15 protein-coding genes are annotated in these 17,638 nt (G+C 45.4%); all 15 read right to left on the bottom strand.

Going from position 1 to position 17,638, the window contains the following annotated elements; all coding sequences use genetic code 11:
- Nucleotides 1–137: 137 nt before the first annotated feature.
- The 15 genes from hflX to HFM85_RS00275 all read right to left on the bottom strand — a co-directional run bounded on the left by hflX (nt 138) and on the right by HFM85_RS00275 (nt 17,562).
- Nucleotides 138–1,373 (bottom strand): GTPase HflX, encoded by a 1,236-nt coding sequence (gene hflX, locus HFM85_RS00345; protein WP_173736766.1) that lies wholly within the window; start codon nt 1,371–1,373, stop codon nt 138–140.
- A gap of 1 nt (nt 1,374) precedes the next feature.
- Complete coding sequence (locus HFM85_RS00340; protein ID WP_173736765.1) at nt 1,375–2,433, bottom strand: tetratricopeptide repeat protein; 1,059 nt, start codon at nt 2,431–2,433, stop codon at nt 1,375–1,377.
- A gap of 8 nt (nt 2,434–2,441) precedes the next feature.
- Complete coding sequence (gene glmM / locus HFM85_RS00335) at nt 2,442–3,788, bottom strand: phosphoglucosamine mutase (protein WP_173736764.1); 1,347 nt, start codon at nt 3,786–3,788, stop codon at nt 2,442–2,444.
- 14 nt (nt 3,789–3,802) lie between these two features.
- Nucleotides 3,803–4,720 carry a nucleotidyltransferase family protein gene (locus HFM85_RS00330; protein WP_173736763.1) on the bottom strand — a complete coding sequence of 306 codons (918 nt, stop codon included), beginning with the start codon at nt 4,718–4,720 and terminating at the stop codon, nt 3,803–3,805.
- Nucleotides 4,721–4,798: 78 nt separating this feature from the next.
- Nucleotides 4,799–5,875 carry a peptide chain release factor 1 gene (gene prfA, locus HFM85_RS00325; protein ID WP_015526148.1) on the bottom strand — a complete coding sequence of 359 codons (1,077 nt, stop codon included), beginning with the start codon at nt 5,873–5,875 and terminating at the stop codon, nt 4,799–4,801.
- Nucleotides 5,876–5,920: 45 nt separating this feature from the next.
- Nucleotides 5,921–6,796, bottom strand: coding sequence for a peptide chain release factor N(5)-glutamine methyltransferase (prmC, locus tag HFM85_RS00320; RefSeq protein ID WP_173736762.1), 876 nt, complete (start codon nt 6,794–6,796; stop codon nt 5,921–5,923).
- A complete protein-coding gene (locus HFM85_RS00315) occupies nt 6,783–7,781 on the bottom strand; it encodes a DUF1385 domain-containing protein (protein ID WP_173736761.1) in 999 nt (332 codons plus the stop codon). Before HFM85_RS00315 ends, prmC begins: the two co-directional genes overlap by 14 nt.
- A gap of 100 nt (nt 7,782–7,881) precedes the next feature.
- A complete protein-coding gene (rpmE, locus tag HFM85_RS00310) occupies nt 7,882–8,085 on the bottom strand; it encodes a 50S ribosomal protein L31 (protein WP_015526151.1) in 204 nt (67 codons plus the stop codon).
- Nucleotides 8,086–8,191: 106 nt separating this feature from the next.
- Nucleotides 8,192–9,844: a transcription termination factor Rho gene (gene rho, locus HFM85_RS00305; RefSeq protein ID WP_173736760.1), complete on the bottom strand. Its 1,653-nt coding sequence runs from the start codon at nt 9,842–9,844 to the stop codon at nt 8,192–8,194.
- Between the two features lie 680 nt (nt 9,845–10,524).
- Complete coding sequence (locus tag HFM85_RS00300) at nt 10,525–11,025, bottom strand: COG2426 family protein (RefSeq protein WP_119239370.1); 501 nt, start codon at nt 11,023–11,025, stop codon at nt 10,525–10,527.
- Between the two features lie 12 nt (nt 11,026–11,037).
- A complete protein-coding gene (hisC, locus tag HFM85_RS00295) occupies nt 11,038–12,093 on the bottom strand; it encodes a histidinol-phosphate transaminase (protein ID WP_173736759.1) in 1,056 nt (351 codons plus the stop codon).
- Between the two features lie 190 nt (nt 12,094–12,283).
- Nucleotides 12,284–13,459, bottom strand: coding sequence for an NAD(P)-dependent malic enzyme (locus HFM85_RS00290; RefSeq protein WP_173736758.1), 1,176 nt, complete (start codon nt 13,457–13,459; stop codon nt 12,284–12,286).
- Between the two features lie 56 nt (nt 13,460–13,515).
- Nucleotides 13,516–14,745, bottom strand: coding sequence for an Ldh family oxidoreductase (locus HFM85_RS00285; RefSeq protein ID WP_330594652.1), 1,230 nt, complete (start codon nt 14,743–14,745; stop codon nt 13,516–13,518).
- A 243-nt stretch (nt 14,746–14,988) separates the two neighbouring features.
- Complete coding sequence (locus HFM85_RS00280) at nt 14,989–15,723, bottom strand: FadR/GntR family transcriptional regulator (RefSeq protein WP_173736757.1); 735 nt, start codon at nt 15,721–15,723, stop codon at nt 14,989–14,991.
- A 252-nt stretch (nt 15,724–15,975) separates the two neighbouring features.
- Entirely contained in the window at nt 15,976–17,562 is a 1,587-nt protein-coding gene (locus tag HFM85_RS00275) for an ATP-binding protein (protein WP_173736756.1), read from the bottom strand.
- Nucleotides 17,563–17,638: the final 76 nt, after the last annotated feature.

The raw sequence follows: 17,638 nt of genomic DNA, 5'->3' as shown, positions 1-17,638 counted from the left end.
CATCCAGTGACGTTTTTCCAAAAACGCTGTAGGCTCATTGTATCAGACCGGCACCTTTGCGTCAACACAAAAAGTACCATATATAGTGTCCATTTTGTTCACGGTACTATATATGGTACTAAGTTAATTATTCAACATTATGTTACTTTCGGATAGATTTCACGGGGAATCCTCGCTTTTACAGCAATTCCGCCCTCTGTATACTCCTCGAAAAGAAGCTGTCCGTACTCACGGATCAGCTGGATCTGACCAGCTTCTGAATACGGAAAAAGCCGCTCCATATAGATCTGTCCCTCTGCCAGAATCCTGGAAAGGAGTTCCTTAAATTCGCCGAGTCCCTCTCCTGTTCTTGCAGAAATCTTCAAGGTATGATCTGCACGAAGATCCCGGAGACTCTCCCCCGCTGCTTTGTCCTGCTTGTTAAAAAGCGTGATCGTTTTTTTGCCAAGGGCACCTAATTCTTTCAGGGTCTCATACACAATGTGCATCTGCATTTCTGCCTGAGGATTGGACGCGTCCACCACATGGATGATATAATCCGCGTATTTTGCCTCCTCCAGGGTACTCTTAAAAGCCTCTACCAGATTGTGTGGAAGTTTTCGGATAAATCCTACAGTATCCGTAAGAAGCAGCTGCTGCCCGTCATCCAGGGTCAAAAGCCGCGTTGTAGGATCAAGTGTTGCAAATAGCTTGTCTTCAGAAAGCACGGAAGCTCCTGTCAGCGTATTCAGAAGTGTGGATTTACCTGCATTTGTATATCCCACAATGGCAGCTGTCTTAAGATTACCTACCGCTCTTCTGGAACGGATCAGCTCTCTGTGCTTCTCTACCTGGGAAAGCTCCTGCTTCAATGCTGAGATCCTGTTTCGGATCAGACGTCGGTCTGTCTCCAGCTTCTTCTCACCAGGACCTCTTGTTCCAATTCCGCCGCCAAGACGGGAAAGAGAGGATCGAAGTCCTACCAGTCTTGCTGAACGGTAACGAAGCTGCGCCAGTTCGACCTGGATCTTACCTTCACTTGTCACTGCCCGCTTTGCAAAAATATCAAGGATCAGCAAGGTTCTGTCCATAACCTTGCATTCCAGCTCACGTTCCAGATTGTTCATCTGGGCAGGAGAAAGCTCATCATCACAGATCACACCATTGGCATTTAACGCATAGAGAAGGCCTTTTACCTCATCGATCTTACCTTTGCCGATATAAGTTCCCGGATGGACGGCCTCACGGTTCTGAATGATCCTGCCTGCCACCGCTGCTCCGGCTGTAGCTGCAAGCTCTCCAAGCTCGTCCAGGGATTCCTCCATATCATCACCAATACTGGCCTGCACGCCGATCAGGATGACTCGATCCTGTATCTCGTCAAAATATTCCATATCAGCCCTCCGAAGATGTTCTGGTTTTCAGAAAAGCCAGCTCTTTTTTTGCTGCGGAGTCTTCCGGGAACATATCAATATATTCCTTGACCTTGGTCAGTGCTGTAGCAAAATCGAGTTTTTTCTCATAAGTTACGATCTCATTGAACAAAAGACTCTGCATCTCATCGGTTGTAGCTGTCGGCAGACCTTTGGTAATATTATCAAGAGCAGAATCATAATCTTCGTTCCTGATATCACACAGTGCAAGTCCGTTATAACCTTTTGCTGAATCACCTGCCGCTGAAATATACTGTGTATACATGGCTTTTGCATTATCCACATCGTCCTGTGCCAGATACACCATACCCAGAAGAAGTAATGCCTCTGTATTATCCTTTTTGGAGGCTTCCAGAAGTTCTTTTTTCGCATTACTGTAATCTTCCATATAGTAGTAGACACGGCCTCTGTCGCAGTGATCCTTGGCATCCTTCGCCTCAGAGGAAAGTGCAGCTTCCAGATATCTGGTTCCGTCTGCTTCCATATCTTTATCAAGATATGCCTCATAGATCTGGATTGCCATATCGTAGGTAGAATTCTCACCGTAAGCCTGCTTAAAGTTAGATGCAGCTTCCTCGTAGGAATCCATGGCAAGCGCAACCTTTCCGGTGAGGAAATAACTGCCGGCATCCATTTCAAAATCTTCTCCAAGAGTCTGACAGTCTGCCATTGCGTCTTCATACTTACCGGATTTCAGCTCTGCTGTTGCCCTGTAGGAAAGAATATCCTTGCGCAGACTTTTGCTTACTTTGTCACAATTCAGTGCATCTGTAAAGCTGGATATCGCGTCATCATACTTGCCCAGACGGAGACTTGCAATACCTGCACCGCGGTAAGACTGTGCAGGTTTTACCCCGTTTTGAATAGAAGTCTGGTATTCTTCTAGTGCATATTTATAGCTGCCCTGGGAAAGATCTTTTCCTGCCTGCTCATATATTTTTGTTTTTTCGCTGCCGCAGCCGCCCAGGAGAAGAGCTCCTGTCACGGCCGCGAGAATCAATACTGTCTTTGTATTTTTCATGAAATTCCTTATTCTACAACAAGCCCTTCGGCTTCCATTACATCAACAACACTGTCTACATATTTATGGCAGAGTTCATCTGTTCCTGCTTCTACCATTACACGGATCAGCGGCTCTGTACCACTCTCACGCACCAGGATACGTCCGTCATTTCCAAGAGCCTCTGCTGTAGCCTCGATGGCAGCTTTCACCTTCTCATTGTCCAGTGCTGTCTTCTTGTCAGAAACACGCACATTGCGCAAAAGCTGCGGATAAACCTTCATTTCCTTCGCAAGGTCACAAAGTGTAGCTTTCTTATCCACGCAGGCCTCCATGATCATCAGGGAAGTGAGGATTCCGTCACCTGTAGCAGAATAACGGCTGAAAATAATATGTCCGGACTGCTCGCCACCGATGCTGTAATTATTTTCCATCATATTCTCAGCAACATATTTGTCACCAACTGCTGTCTGCTCGTAATCAATGCCCTCACGCTCAAGCGATTTATAAAGACCAAGGTTTGACATAACAGTTGTAACAACTGTATTTCCGTTAAGCTGGCCTTTCTCTCTGAGATATTTGCCGCATACATACATGATCTTGTCGCCGTCGATGATATTTCCACGGTGGTCTACTGCGATACATCTGTCTGCATCACCATCGTATGCAAAACCGATATCCAGTCCTTTATCGATCACATACTGTCTCAGAACTTCAATATGTGTGGAGCCGCAGCCACGGTTAATGTTGGTTCCGTCCGGCTCATTGTTGATCACATAAGTTTTTGCACGAAGTGCATCAAAAACACTCTTGGCAATAGCTGAAGAGCTTCCGTTGGAGCAGTCCAGACCAACCTTGATGTTCTTGAAATCATGGCATGGGATAGAAATCAGATGTCCGATATAACGGTTTCTTCCGGATGCAAAATCAACGGTACGGCCGATATCCTCGCCTGTTGCCATCGGAAGCTCCTCAATCTCTCCGTCAAGATATGCCTCAATGCGTTCCTCGATCTCTGCTGAAATTTTCTGACCATTCTCATTGAGAACCTTGATTCCGTTATCATTAAACGGATTATGGCTTGCGGAGATCATAATACCGCAGTCAAAATCCTCTGTACGTACTACATAAGATACACTTGGTGTAGTAGTTACATGAAGCAGATACGCATCTGCACCGGATGCAGTCAGTCCTGCTGCCAGTGCATACTCAAACATATAACTGCTTCTTCTTGTATCTTTGCCGATCACGATCTTTGCCTTATGATCTCTGCCATAGTACCATCCAAGGTAACGGCCTACGCGAAATGCGTGATCTGCTGTAAGTTTTACATTTGCCTCACCACGAAAACCATCTGTTCCAAAATATTTGCCCATAATGTTCTCCTTTATTAGTGATACAGTCCTTCCGGATAAACGCCCTCATCTGTCAGTTTCTTAAATGCCGCCTGCACAGATGCTTTATCTTCCTGATATGTCACACCGAACCACTCATCTTTTGTCTCAAGTACATCTACGGCTGCCTCACCGGAGTGGATCAGCTGGTCGATCAGTTCCGGAAGAAGATACTCTTTCTTGATATCGCCCTCTTTGATTCCGCCAAGGAATTCTACGAAGCCTTTTTCAAGGATCTCCATGAATTCCGGTGTCAGTCCCCACATGTTCATGGAAACAAGGCTCCTGGTATCCAGTGTCTCTGCTGTACCATCGTCATTTCTTGTCTCGGCACCATCAGCTGTCTTAAAGATATTGTGTGTCTCAGTTACGCCAACAAGCTTGCCGTCCTCGATATGGCACACACCTCTTGTAACGCTTCCGTTGTCACTTAATGTATTTCCAAGTCGGAAACCTGCCATGCAGATATGCATCGGGCCATCCTGCGGATGATCCTGTACAAGATAATCATGTACTTTAACATATGCTTCTTTTCCATAGTAGTCATCTGCATTTATTACAGCAAATGGCTCGGAAAGAACCTTCTTCGCTGCCAGTACAGCGTGTCCTGTTCCCCATGGTTTGGTACGGTCTGCCGGTTTCCTGAAATCTCCCGGAAGGTCATTGATCTCCTGGAATGCATAAGCAACTTCTGTGATCTTCTCAATACGGTCACCGATGACTCTGCGGAACTCATCTTCGATATCTTTACGGATGATAAATACCACTTTGTTGAATCCTGCTTCCAGTGCATCATGGATGGAATAGTCCATAATGATCTCACCCTTCGGTCCTACCGGTGCAAGCTGCTTGATACCTTTTCCAAAACGACTTCCGATTCCTGCCGCCATGATTACCAGTGCTGTCTTCTTCATATTACGTTTCCTCCTGATTATTATAATTTATACAATTCTTTATCTGTAACCGTTACTGTTCACCCCGTGACCAGTAAATTACTCCTGTTCATTAAGCTTAGTCAGCTTCACTGCCTGGTCCGCTGCGATCAGGCTGTCAATAATCTCATCCAGGTCACCGTTTAAGATATTTTCCAGACGGTGAAGAGTTAACTTGATTCTGTGGTCTGTCACACGTCCCTGCGGGAAATTGTAGGTACGGATCTTTTCAGAACGGTCGCCTGTACCGATCTGGCTTCTTCTTGCCTCTGCTTCTGCATCATGCTGCTTGGCAAGTTCCATCTCATACAGACGGGAACGAAGTACACGAAGTGCCTTGTCCTTGTTCTTAAGCTGAGATTTCTCATCCTGGCAGGAAATTACGATTCCTGTAGGAATATGAGTAAGACGTACAGCAGAGTCTGTTGTGTTGACACACTGACCGCCGTTTCCGGATGCACGGAATACATCGAACTTACACTCATTGAGATCCAGATGGAAATCAATTTCCTCTGCCTCAGGCATAATTGCTACTGTACAGGTTGAAGTATGGATTCTTCCGCCGGACTCAGTCTCCGGCACACGCTGTACACGATGTACACCACTCTCATACTTCAGTCTGGAATATGCACCCTCACCTTTGATCATGAAAGTAACTTCCTTGAAACCGCCGATCCCGTTTTCATTGAGACTGAGCATCTCTGTTTTCCAGCGGCGGGACTCTGCATATTTCACATACATACGGTAGATCTCAGCTGCAAAAAGTGCTGCCTCATCACCGCCTGCACCTCCGCGGATCTCAACGATAACGTTCTTACTGTCATTAGGGTCCTTCGGAAGAAGAAGGATCTTCAGTTCATGCTCCAGCTCCTCCACTCTCTTCTTTGCGTCAGAAAGCTCTTCTTTCAGCATCTCACGCATTTCCTCGTCCTTCTCGCTCTCCAGCATGGAAAGACTGTCCTCGATGGTCTCTTTATTCTTCTTATATTCTTTATATGCGTCTACGATTGGCTGCAGGTCGCTCTGCTCTTTCATCAGCTTCTGAAAATGTGCAGGATCATCGGTTACTCCCGGTTCTCCAAGCTCATTGAGAAGCTCCTCAAAGCGCACCAGCAGATCATCCAGTTTATCAAACATGTATTTCCTCCTGTTTCTGATACCTGTAAATCACAATTTTTATTCTTACAGCGGCTTCTGCCCGATCACTACACGGTCAAGGCCCGGAAGGTCTTTTATTACCTGAACCTGTTCAAAACCAGCTGTCTTCATCATCCCACTGACTGCCGCACCTTGAGTGCAGCCGATCTCATACAGAAGCCATCCACCCGGACGCAGATATTTTCCGGCTTCCGCAGTAATATTTCTGTAAAAATAAAGCCCGTCTTCCCTGCCGTCAAGTGCCCCTCTCGGGTCATGAAGGCGAACCTCTTCCATCAGTGTCTCAATTTCTTCTGTTGCTATATAAGGCGGATTTGAAATAAGGATATCATATTTTCCGCCCTCTTTTCCACCTTTTTTGTAAAAATACGGTGCTGAAAATGTATCACTTTCCACAAATTCTGCCCGTTTCTCCACACCCAGATCCTTTGCATTCTTTTTTGCCACAGCAAGAGCTTCCGGTGAGATATCTGCGCCGGCACCTTTTGCATCTTCCCTTTCCAGAAGAAGGCTTATAAGAATGCAGCCGGAACCTGTGCACATATCCAGGATCTCCGGTTCTTTCATACTGTTCATACATTTCAGTGCTTCTTCCACAAGTGTCTCTGTGTCCTGTCTGGGAATCAGTACATTCTGGTTTACATAAAATTCATATCCCATAAAAAAAGCCTGATGAGTCAGCTGCTGTACAGGAATATGGCCTGCACGCCTGCCGATCAGCTTAAGATACTCTGCTGCGATCTCATCAGACACCGGTTCATCTCCATGTGCAAAATAGTATGCCCGATTTATTCCGGTCTTAAATTCCAGAAGGAGCCAGGCATCCAGCCCGGCTTCTTCCAGTCCATTTTCTTTTAGTATGTTCGTTCCTTTTTTCAGAAGGGACTCAAGATTCTGCATTTTCTGTCTCCTCTGTCTCATAGGGGATATCCAGGTCGAATTCCTCTTTCAGATAAGCTCTCCAGTCAAAAACCGCCTCAACAGCCTTGATGGCTACTTCTGCCATATCTGCTGTCGGCTCTTTGGTTGTAAATTTCTGCATGGCAAGACCCGGCTTACTCATGATATCTGCAAACCTGCTGTCTGTTCTTCCTGCCCACTGGATGATCTCAAAAGAAATTCCCGCAACTACCGGTACCATAAGAAGTCTTCCGAACAGTCTTACCCAGTAAACCGGCACCAGTACAAACACGAAATGCAGCACAATACTTACCAGCATAACCAGGAACAGAAAGCTTGTTCCACAGCGTTTATGAAGTCTGGAACTCTTCAGCACATTCTCAACAGTCAGCGGAAGTCCGTGCTCCACACAGTTGATGCACTTGTGCTCCGCGCCATGATACATAAATGTCCTCTGGATATCCTTCATTCTGGAGATCAGAAACATATATCCCATAAACAGTGCCAGCTTCACAAAAGCCTCCACAACTGTAACCATAAACTCTGACGCGCCTACCTTGCGGATCAGACTGGCCAGTATGTAAGGCAGAAACATAAAAGCTGCCACAGACACAACCATGGAAACAGCTACTGTCACATAAAGCAGCCACTTAAACTGCCTGTCTTCTTTGGCCTTTTTCGCGGAACGCTCCTCTTCAGTAAGCTGCTTATTCTTTCTGGCAGCTTCTTCATCTTCCTCATCTCCTGCGATCTCTGCAGAATACATCAGGCATTTCGTTCCAACCACAAGAGAATCCACAAAACTTACCACACCACGGATGATGGGCTTCTTCAGAAATGAATGATTCCCAAAGGTGCATTTATAATCCTCTACTTTCAGCTCGATCTCCTGATCCGGACGTCGCACTGCAATAGAATATTTGTCCTTGTGGCGCATCATGATGCCTTCCATGACTGCCTGGCCGCCAATATTCGATGATTTCATTCATTCTCTCCTGCACAGCCTGAAAATAAAAAATATTTTCAGTTAAAGAAAGGTTGAGATTTCCCAACCTCAACCTTCTCATTTCCTGTATTCGTAATAATTACTTATTCAGGCCGTATTTCTTATTGAACTTATCGATACGTCCACGAGCCTGTGTAGCCTTCTGCTGTCCTGTGTAGAACGGATGGCATTTGGAACAGATCTCAACATGGATGTCCTCTTTAGTGGAACCTGTTACGAAAGTGTTTCCGCAGTTGCAGGTTACAGTTGCCTGATAGTAGTTCGGATGGATTCCTTCTCTCATGATTTTCACCTCTCTATATAATTTAATATTATTCGTATACATTTGACGAATTCCATTTTAAACAGCTTGCTAAGTATAACACAGCTTTTATCAAAATGCAAGGACTTTATAAAAATTTCTGTTTTCTTACTGTCTGCACCAGTTCTGCATTGGTCCTTGTTCTGGCAAAGGTGTTCAGGATCTGCTCTACTGCCTCATCGGACTTCATTCCGTTGAGGGCTTTCCTCATAATATAGACAGCTTCCTGTTCTTCTTTGCTGAGAAGGAGATCCTCTCTTCTTGTACCGGATTTCTGGATGTCGATAGCCGGGAATACCCGTTTTTCCTGGAGTTTACGGTCAAGGACAAGCTCCATGTTGCCGGTTCCTTTGAACTCCTCGTAGATCACATCATCCATCTTGCTTCCTGTGTCTACAAGAGCAGTTGCCAGGATGGTCAGGCTTCCGCCCTCACGCATATTGCGGGCTGCACCAAAAAATCTCTTCGGCATATGAAGTGCTGCCGGATCAAGGCCGCCGGATAAAGTTCTGCCGCTTGGCGGGATGATCAGGTTATACGCTCTGGCTAATCTGGTGATGGAATCCAGAAGGATGATAACATCCTGCTTATGTTCTACCAGACGGCGGGCACGCTCCACGACCATCTCGGAAACTCTTTTATGATGCTCCGGAAGTTCATCAAAAGTAGAATAGATCACTTCCACATTCGGTCCCTGGATCGCTTCTTTGATATCTGTAACCTCCTCTGGGCGCTCATCGATCAGAAGGATGATCAGATGAGTGTCACGGTTGTTCTTGAGAAGGGATTTGGCCACATCTTTAAGAAGGGTTGTCTTACCTGCCTTAGGCGGAGATACGATCATGCCTCGCTGGCCTTTACCGATGGGGCTGATAAGGTCTACGATGCGCATGGCCGTTGTTCCGCCTGCACGTTCCATTACAAGACGCTCATTCGGAAAGATCGGCGTCATATCCTCAAAATTGTATCTTCTCTGGCCCTCGCTTGGATGGAAGCCGTTTATGGAAGATACATAGAGAAGTGCACTGAACTTCTCACCCTGAGTCTTAATACGGATATTTCCCTGGATGATATCGCCTGTCTTCAGATTAAAACGGCGGATCTGGGATGGGGAAACATAGATATCGTTCTCTCCCGGAAGATAATTCTCACAGCGGATAAAACCGTAGCCGTCCGGAAGTACCTCAAGGATTCCGTCAGCCTTCTCGCCGCTGTCCAGCTGTACAGATTCAGACTGAGTATTCTCACGGCTGACTCCGTCCCTGTTGCAGCCTTCGCGGTTTCCATTATCTCTGCTATATCCCTCTCTGTTATATTCTCTGCGGACAGTTCTGTGCTCCTGCTCATTCTTATCTGCACGATATTCCGTACGGTATTCTCTTCTCTCCTGCACACCTTCTGATGTCTGACGTGTGCGGTATTCTGCAGTGCTTCCCTCGTGATTCTTCTCCCGGAATGTGCCCTCTTTCACAGTGCTTTCTCCCGGAGTATTTTCTTTCGAGCTTTTTTCTTCCTGAGTATTGCTATTAAAGGTATTCCGGGTGCTTTCTTTAGGGGTGTGATCCTCAGATGTGTTCTTCAATACTTCAGCAGGATTCCCCTTTGCACTCTCTTTCGCGTCTTCCTCCAGCATTCTCTCGATCAGTGCCGGTTTTCTCAAAGTGGAAATACCTTTCATACCTCTTGCCTTCGCCAGATCTTTCAGTACGGCCAGAGATAATGATTCATATTTTTCTCTCATAAATAAATCCTCTATTCTTAAATCTTATAAATTGTAATTTATAAATGGAATCAGATGCAGCCTGACATGGCTGCACGTTTTTTTGAATGAAGCATGTTTTTCGCTTAGTTTTAATTATACACGCCTTACTGTTTCTATTGCAAGAAATATTTATCGACATTTTTTCGCCATTCTCGGGTTTTCTGTTACCATTCATTGCAAGGTTTCTGTCTTTTTTTCCATAATCTGCTATACTGTTTTCTATAAAAAGCAGCGAAAATCGCTCTGTAAACAGGAGATAGGCTATTCCGGAGATATCAGGCATGCCTGGATCGATGTATATATCCGTACAAAAGGCTTGGTCACGAAAGCTATCTCTTTTGAGGGAGACACCTGGAAATTTTAGAAATTTTACTTATATGTCAAAAACTCCCCTGCTGTCAGCTCATATAGCCAACATGCAGGGGATCTTTCATAGGCGGGAATTTTATATTCCGCTCTGCCACATACTTATGAATATAATCTGTCACATTTCTGCTTTCAGTCAATCGGATATTCGCAATCCGCTTTCGCTACTTGCTCATAACCGAATAACTGCTCCGCAGTTTATCAGGAGGGGCTTGTACCCCTCCTGATACAAGTAAGTCCCACCCACTGCTTATTGCTCCTCGCAATTGAAGCAGGGGACTTCCTTGATTCAGTTAATGTACCACATTTCCCACAATTCCATAGGAAACAACATACATGATAACAGTTGCCATCACCAGGCCGCAAAAGATAGCGATAGATGATTTCTTGATATCCACCTCGAGAAGAGATGCGATCAGAGATCCTGTCCAGGCGCCTGTACCCGGCAACGGGATTCCTACGAACAACAGAAGCCCAAGGAATTCATATCTCTTGATCTGATCACTTTTTCCCATAGCTCTGTTCTCCAGCTTAACGATCAGACCTCTGAAAAGCTTCGTCTTTTTTAACCATTTAAATATCTGCCTGATAAAAAGCAGAATAAACGGGATCGGAATAATATTTCCCGCAATACAGATCGGGATCGCCTTTACAGCCGGAATCTTCAGAAGTGATGCAGCCAGAAGACCGCCTCGAAGCTCCAGGATCGGGATCATGGAAATGATGAACACCGCACCCTCCGGAGAAATAAACTGTGAAAGGTGGGTTGAAAACCACTGTACAAGTACTTCCATAGTACCTCCTTCTTATTTCAGATATTCTGTCAGAAACTCGATCAGTTTCTTCATCTCCTCATCGGTACCGATGGTAATACGGAGATGGTTGTCGATTCTGTCCTTCGGAAAATATCTCACATAGATATGTTTCTCTCTGAGAGCTTCAAAGAGCTCTTTTGCAGGACAGCTCTCATGTGTGGCAAAGATAAAATTCGCCTTGGAATCCTGGAAAGAAAAACCAAGCTTCTTAAGTTCTGTTTTTGTCCATTCTCTTGTTGCAATGATCTTATTGCAGCTCTCCTCAAAATATGCCTTATCTTCCATAGATGCCACACCTGCTGCAATAGTAGTGCGGTCCATTGTGTAGGAGTTGAAAGAATACTTCACATCATTCAGATACCTGATCAGCTCCGGATTTCCGAATGCATATCCAATACGCATTCCTGCAAGAGATCTGGACTTGGAAAAGGTCTGCACAACAAGAAGATTATCATACTTCTCAATCAGAGGAAGTGCGGATACAGAACCAAAATCCACATAGGCCTCATCTACGATCACGATACTTTCCGGATTTTTTGCCACGATTTCCTCAATCTCAGAAAGCGGCATCTCTACACCTGTCGGTGCATTTGGATTCGGAAATACGATTCCGCCATTCTCACGCAGGTAGTCTTCCTTACGGATATGAAACTCCTCATCCAATGCCAGACGCTCATAAGGAATACGAAAAAGCTCTGCCCATACATCATAAAATGAGTATGTAATATCCGGAAACAGAATCGGCTTTTCCGAATTAAAAAATGTCAGGAAACACATGGCCAGAACATCGTCTGAACCAACACCTGTGAATACCTGCTCATCTTTCAGCCCGTAAAATCCGGCAATACTGTGTACAAGGTCTCCTGCTGTCGGATCCGGATAAAGTCTCAGCGTATCTGTATCAAGGTTCTCAAGAGCCTTCTCTACGCCTGGTGCCGGTGAATATGGATTCTCATTTGTATTCAGTTTGATCATACCGCTCTCATTTGGCTGTTCACCTGGAGTATACGGCACGACTTTTCGTATATTTGCTTCCCATGGTTTCATGCTGGCTTAGACCTCCTATCAGTTATTGTTCGTCTCACTCTTTGCTATTGTACTCACTGGAGAGACATTTGTCAAAGGGTAATACCACCTTCCCGGCAGCAAAAAGACACCCGTACCGGGTTACAGAGTACGGGTGTCTGATATATTTTCTTAATGAAGGGCTGTTTTGGTTTGTATCAGGCGTTTAAAATCAGATACGTGCTACGCCTGTTGCTTTTGCAGCTTCAGCTACAGCTTTTGCTACAGCCGGTCCGACTCTCTTGTCGAATGCCTTCGGGATGATGTACTCAGGAGAAAGCTCCTCATCTGTAATCAGATCTGCAAGTGCTTTGGAAGCTGCGATCTTCATCTCATCGTTGATATCACTTGCTCTTACATCGAATGCACCACGGAAGATTCCAGGGAATGCAAGAACGTTATTGATCTGGTTCGGGAAGTCACTTCTTCCTGTGGAGATAACCTTTGCTCCGCCTGCTTTTGCGTCATCCGGGAAAATCTCCGGTATCGGGTTTGCGCATGCAAAGATGATGGCATCCTTGTTCATTGTCTTAACCATCTCTGTTGTAACTGCTCCAGGAGCGGAAACGCCGATAAATACATCAGCACCAACCAGCATCTCTGCAAGAGTGCCCTGTTTCTTCTGAAGGTTTGTGAGCTTGCTCATCTCTTCCTTAACCGGGTTCATTCCTTCTGTACGTCCCTCATAGATAGCACCCTTTCTGTCGCAGAGTGTAACATCCTTAAAGCCTGCTTTCAGAAGAAGTCTGCAGATGGAAATAGCAGCTGCACCTGCACCGTTCATAACGATACGAACATCCTCTTTCTTCTTTCCGACAACCTTCAGAGCGTTTGTCAGACCTGCAAGTGTGATAACTGCAGTTCCGTGCTGGTCATCATGGAAGATCGGAATATCACATTTCTCTTTCAGTTTTTTCTCGATCTCGAAGCATCTTGGAGCAGAGATATCCTCAAGGTTTACACCACCGAAGGATCCGGAGATCATATAAATAGTATTTACGATCTCGTCTACATCATGGCTCTTAATGCAAAGCGGGAATGCGTCTACATCACCGAATGCCTTGAAAAGTACACATTTACCTTCCATTACAGGCATACCGGCTTCCGGTCCGATATCACCAAGACCAAGAACTGCAGAACCGTCTGTTACAACAAGACACATATTCCATCTTCTTGTAAGCTCGTAGGATTTATTGATATCTTTCTGGATCTCAAGGCAAGGCTGAGCTACACCTGGTGTATATGCAAGAGAAAGGTCGTCTTTATTCTCAACCGGTACTCTTGTAACAACCTCAATCTTACCTTTCCAATCTCCGTGCAGTCTTAATGACTCTTTTGCATAATCCATTTTCTTTTCCTCCTTGGATAATTATGGTATATTTCATTTCAAAAGGATTACCTAAATTAATAATTACCATTGAAGAATTTACTGTCCTTCGGAAGCTCATAGCCTTCAAAATAAGAGCCAAAATCAAGCTTCAGATAACTGCAGAGATCAGCAAGCTCTACCATGGTATTGTCGTTGACCGGAATGCCATTCTCTTTTCTGTCTTTTTCAGCAGCTACCTCTTTCTCGCCGTGTGTATAGATTCTGTCCTGACCGTCTGCCTTCGGACTCTCCCGAAGTGCCTCAAGGTATTCTGAAAAATGTTTACGGATCGCATCCGGATCTCCGAATGCCGCCGGGTTGATCGCCATAAATCCATGGCAGATACCAGTCTTATCCGGGAATGTACAGCACTTGTCGGAGGTAACGCCCATGGAAAGAATAGAGCTGAACAGCTCACAGAGCATTCCATAGCCATATCCCTTGTGGCTTCCGCTGACTTCCTCGTTTCCACCAAGAGGCATGATTCCGCCGCCCTTCTTGGCTACGATGTTTGCAAGTACATCCGGTGCATTATTGCTGGCATGACCGTTTTTGTCAAGTGCCCAGCCATCCGGAAGAGGCTTGCCCATCTTATTATACATTTCCAGTTTACCTCTGGTTACAACTGTTGTGGAACAGTCAAAGAAAAACGGATACGGATCTGCAGGCATGGAAACTGCGATCGGGTTGGAGCCCAGCATAGCCTTTCTTCCAAAAGTCGGTACCATGATCGCCTCGGAGTTGGTACATGCCATTCCAAGAAGGCCTTCATGGCAGGCCATGTTCGCATAATATCCTGCAATACCGAAATGGTTGGAATTTCGTACACTTACGATTCCCACACCAGTTGTCTTTGCCTTCTCAATTGCCTTTTCCATGGCAAAATGGCTGATCAGCTGGCCCATTCCGTTATGTCCGTCTATCACAGCAGAAATCGGTGTCTCAAAAACAACTTCCGGTTTCGCCTGGGGATGAATAGTCCCCTTCTCGATTCCTTTATGGTAACGAACCATCCTCTGCATTCCGTGGCTCTCGATCCCATACAGATCGGCAGTCAGAAGAACATCTTTAATGATATTTCCTTCTTCCTCAGAAAAGCCAAACGCTTTGAAAACATCTCCGCAGAAATGGTTCAGTGTGTCATAATTCCATTTTACATATCCCATAATCGCAAGTCCTTTCTCCTGATATTTCCGGCAGGTTACTGCCCGCTCTGTGGCCTGCAGCATATTTATATGATACTGCAGGGGTACAGTAACCTTCATCCTGTGCTGTCTCGTCTTATGCTGTCTCAACTTGTGCTGTCTCGTCTTACGTTGTCTCATCTCATGCTGTCTCGTCTCATGTTGTCTCGTCTCATGAAGCCTTCAGGATGCTGCCATAATATCAAACTTTTTGGTATTACCAATACAGTCCCTATTATAGCACTCGGTCTTACCAAAATCAATAGTGGTCTTACCAGATTAACGGGATTTTTACTGAAATTTTATTTATTTTTTTCAGATGGATCAGCGATGAAATACAAGGCTGTTCTCTCCCCGCTGCTGTGCGATCTCCAGTATATATTTCTCAATAGTTTCCATATGTTCACGCATCAGCTTCTCCGCCTGATTCCGATCTCCGGAAATAATAGCTTCCACCAGCCTTCTGTGCTGGTCATCCACCTCCAGAGCGGAATTATGTTTCTGCATAATATAGGCTCGGGTGCCGGAAATGATCTCCTCTGTCAGCTGCGCTGCCGCATCCAGGACATTATAGATCATAGGATTCCCTGCAATCCTGCCGATCTTCGTATGAAGCTCCTTATCAAGACCTGCACGGGCTTTCTCATCCTCTGCACTCTCCAGCTGTGCCAAAATGGAACGCAGATCTAATGCGTCCTTCTCTGTACAATTCCCGGCTGCAAGAAGAGCTGCTTCCTGCTCCAGTGCTGAACGAAGCTCCTGTACCTGCTGTACATGGCTGTTATTCAGCTGAAAAAGAAGGGCCAGTGGTGCAGAAAGCCACTGATCCATATTCTCAGTGATATAGTTGGCTCCACCGCGGACCGTTGTGACAATTCCCATCAGTTCCAGTGCCCGCAGGACTTCACGAACAGCAGGTCTGGAAACTCCCAGTGATTCTGCCATAACACGTTCCGCAGGTAAAGTATCCCCTGGCTTCAGTTCTCCCCGCCGGATATTTTCTATGATCTGCACTAATATTCCGTCAAATGCTCGTTCTTCTGTAATTTTTGTAAACATGTCGTCCGTTTCGGCCGCCTTCCTTTATTATTGTGTTGCCTTTCATTACATAAAAATCCCGGAATATAGACAGGTGGATATTTACCGTCCACAGTCGATATACAGCCCTGCATCGGATAATTATTCCACAGCCGTTGGAGTAGTCTGTGCAATTTGACTATTTACCCCCTCTATTTTCCGGACCTTTATAGTAAATATAATACGATAATTCACCAATTTAATCAATAGTAAATAACAAATTGGTCAGACATATTATTTTATTCCATTATTGAGAATATTTTCCACTTCCTCCATCTGACCCAGAAGCATTTTCTGTCGGTCATCAAAAAGAAGGCCTTTATTATGCCTGTAATACTGGTCAGAACCGTTCTCCCGAATGAACCAGAGACTATAATAGTTGGCGTTCAGTTCTGTGATAAATGCCACCATTTCCTGGCTGTCTCCAAAGGCCGCTTCCATAAAGTCGAAGACGTTCTGAAGAGTAAGAGATATCTCGTCAGTTCGGTTTTCGTAGGCTTCGGTTTCGGATTCAAAGAGGGCTTTGACAAACTCATAGTTCCTGTTTGACGATGGATCCTCCGATTCTGCTGCAACACTTCTGCCTCCTGCCAGCTCTGAACCTGATCCGGTTGATTCCGGTCCAATTGATCCCGAGGTTGATTTCGATCCGGACGCATTTTCAAAGAATGACACAACACGTTTCTGTATACGCTCCTGCTGTTTTGTAAGAAGCTCACTCTTTTTGTCCTTTTCAAAATCCACCTCTGCTTTTTCCAGGAGATTTTTTGCTGTAAGGCCATCCTGATTTTCTCTGAAGTACACCATATAATCATACAGTTTCGTGAGATAGGCATCAGTAAGACAGCATTCTGTAAAAAGCTCGCTTAGCTTTCCGTTGAGAAGGCTTACAATGCTCAGATGCTCATCCAGGGAGGCCGTGCGGATCTTGCCCAGAGTAATGGAATCCCACTTTCCTTTCAGGATGTCCTCTACTTTATAGTCCGTTCTGTACTTATAATAGAGAGCCAGATAGCTGGCGAAATCCTTTGCGATCATCCTGTGCTGGATGTACTGGCTGACTACCTCACGGTCTACGGTTTTTCCAAGGATCTCATAAACCTGGATCAGACGGGAAAGATCCTCCCAGCCTCTGGCTGTTGCAAAGATCTTTCCATCTACAGTATTCTCCACCCTGTAGAAATTTTTTCTGCGAAGCTCCAGATAGGAGATCACCGCCGGATGAATTCCCTGCTGATAGGCGTATTCCTTCCATACATCAAAGTCTGCCTCCACATCGATCTTCTTGATACGGTCCAGAGTGACCACATCGAATTCCCGAACGGATTTGTTATATTCTGGCGGGTTGCCTGCTGTGACGATCACCCAGCCTTCCGGCACCTTCTGGTTTCCGAAGGTTTTTCCCTGAAGGAACTGCAGCATCATCGGCGCTAGTGTTTCAGATACACAGTTGATCTCATCAATGAACAGGATGCCTTCTTTCAGATCTGTTTTTTCCATTTTGTCGTAAACGGACGAAATGATCTCACTCATGGTATATTCCGTGACAGAAAATTCTTCCTCACCATAATTCTTTTTTACAATAAAAGGAAGTCCCACAGCACTCTGCCTGGTGTGGTGGGTAATGGTATAGGAAACAAGAGCAATCCCGCATTCCCTTGCTATCTGTTCCATAATCTGTGTCTTTCCGATTCCCGGAGGGCCCATAAGAAGGATCGGTCTCTGTCGGATCGCCGGGATCCGGTACTCACCGAATTCGTCCTTTGAAAGATATGCTTCTATGGAATCTCTGATCTCCTGCTTTGCTCGTTTTATGTTCATGGTATTCTCCTTTTCACGGCATATAAAAAACTGCCTGCAGGATCCTCCGCCTAAAACGGGTTGCCTTGCGCGACAT

Source organism: Blautia schinkii (genome assembly GCF_013304825.1).
GTDB classification, from domain to species: Bacteria; Bacillota; Clostridia; order Lachnospirales; family Lachnospiraceae; genus Blautia_A; species Blautia_A schinkii_B.
This window is presented reverse-complemented; position numbering and strand designations above follow the sequence as displayed.

Excerpts from the sequence above, each read along its gene's own strand:
- hflX (WP_173736766.1), bottom strand. The coding sequence starts at position 1,373 with ATGGAATATTTTGACGAGATACAGGATCGAGTCATCCTGATCGGCGTG.
- HFM85_RS00340 (WP_173736765.1), bottom strand. The coding sequence starts at position 2,433 with ATGAAAAATACAAAGACAGTATTGATTCTCGCGGCCGTGACAGGAGCT.
- glmM (WP_173736764.1), bottom strand. The coding sequence starts at position 3,788 with ATGGGCAAATATTTTGGAACAGATGGTTTTCGTGGTGAGGCAAATGTA.
- HFM85_RS00330 (WP_173736763.1), bottom strand. The coding sequence starts at position 4,720 with ATGAAGAAGACAGCACTGGTAATCATGGCGGCAGGAATCGGAAGTCGT.
- prfA (WP_015526148.1), bottom strand. The coding sequence starts at position 5,875 with ATGTTTGATAAACTGGATGATCTGCTGGTGCGCTTTGAGGAGCTTCTC.
- prmC (WP_173736762.1), bottom strand. The coding sequence starts at position 6,796 with ATGCAGAATCTTGAGTCCCTTCTGAAAAAAGGAACGAACATACTAAAA.
- HFM85_RS00315 (WP_173736761.1), bottom strand. The coding sequence starts at position 7,781 with ATGAAATCATCGAATATTGGCGGCCAGGCAGTCATGGAAGGCATCATG.
- rpmE (WP_015526151.1), bottom strand. The coding sequence starts at position 8,085 with ATGAGAGAAGGAATCCATCCGAACTACTATCAGGCAACTGTAACCTGC.
- rho (WP_173736760.1), bottom strand. The coding sequence starts at position 9,844 with ATGAGAGAAAAATATGAATCATTATCTCTGGCCGTACTGAAAGATCTG.
- HFM85_RS00300 (WP_119239370.1), bottom strand. The coding sequence starts at position 11,025 with ATGGAAGTACTTGTACAGTGGTTTTCAACCCACCTTTCACAGTTTATT.
- hisC (WP_173736759.1), bottom strand. The coding sequence starts at position 12,093 with ATGAAACCATGGGAAGCAAATATACGAAAAGTCGTGCCGTATACTCCA.
- HFM85_RS00290 (WP_173736758.1), bottom strand. The coding sequence starts at position 13,459 with ATGGATTATGCAAAAGAGTCATTAAGACTGCACGGAGATTGGAAAGGT.
- HFM85_RS00285 (WP_330594652.1), bottom strand. The coding sequence starts at position 14,745 with ATGAAGGTTACTGTACCCCTGCAGTATCATATAAATATGCTGCAGGCC.
- HFM85_RS00280 (WP_173736757.1), bottom strand. The coding sequence starts at position 15,723 with ATGTTTACAAAAATTACAGAAGAACGAGCATTTGACGGAATATTAGTG.
- HFM85_RS00275 (WP_173736756.1), bottom strand. The coding sequence starts at position 17,562 with ATGAACATAAAACGAGCAAAGCAGGAGATCAGAGATTCCATAGAAGCA.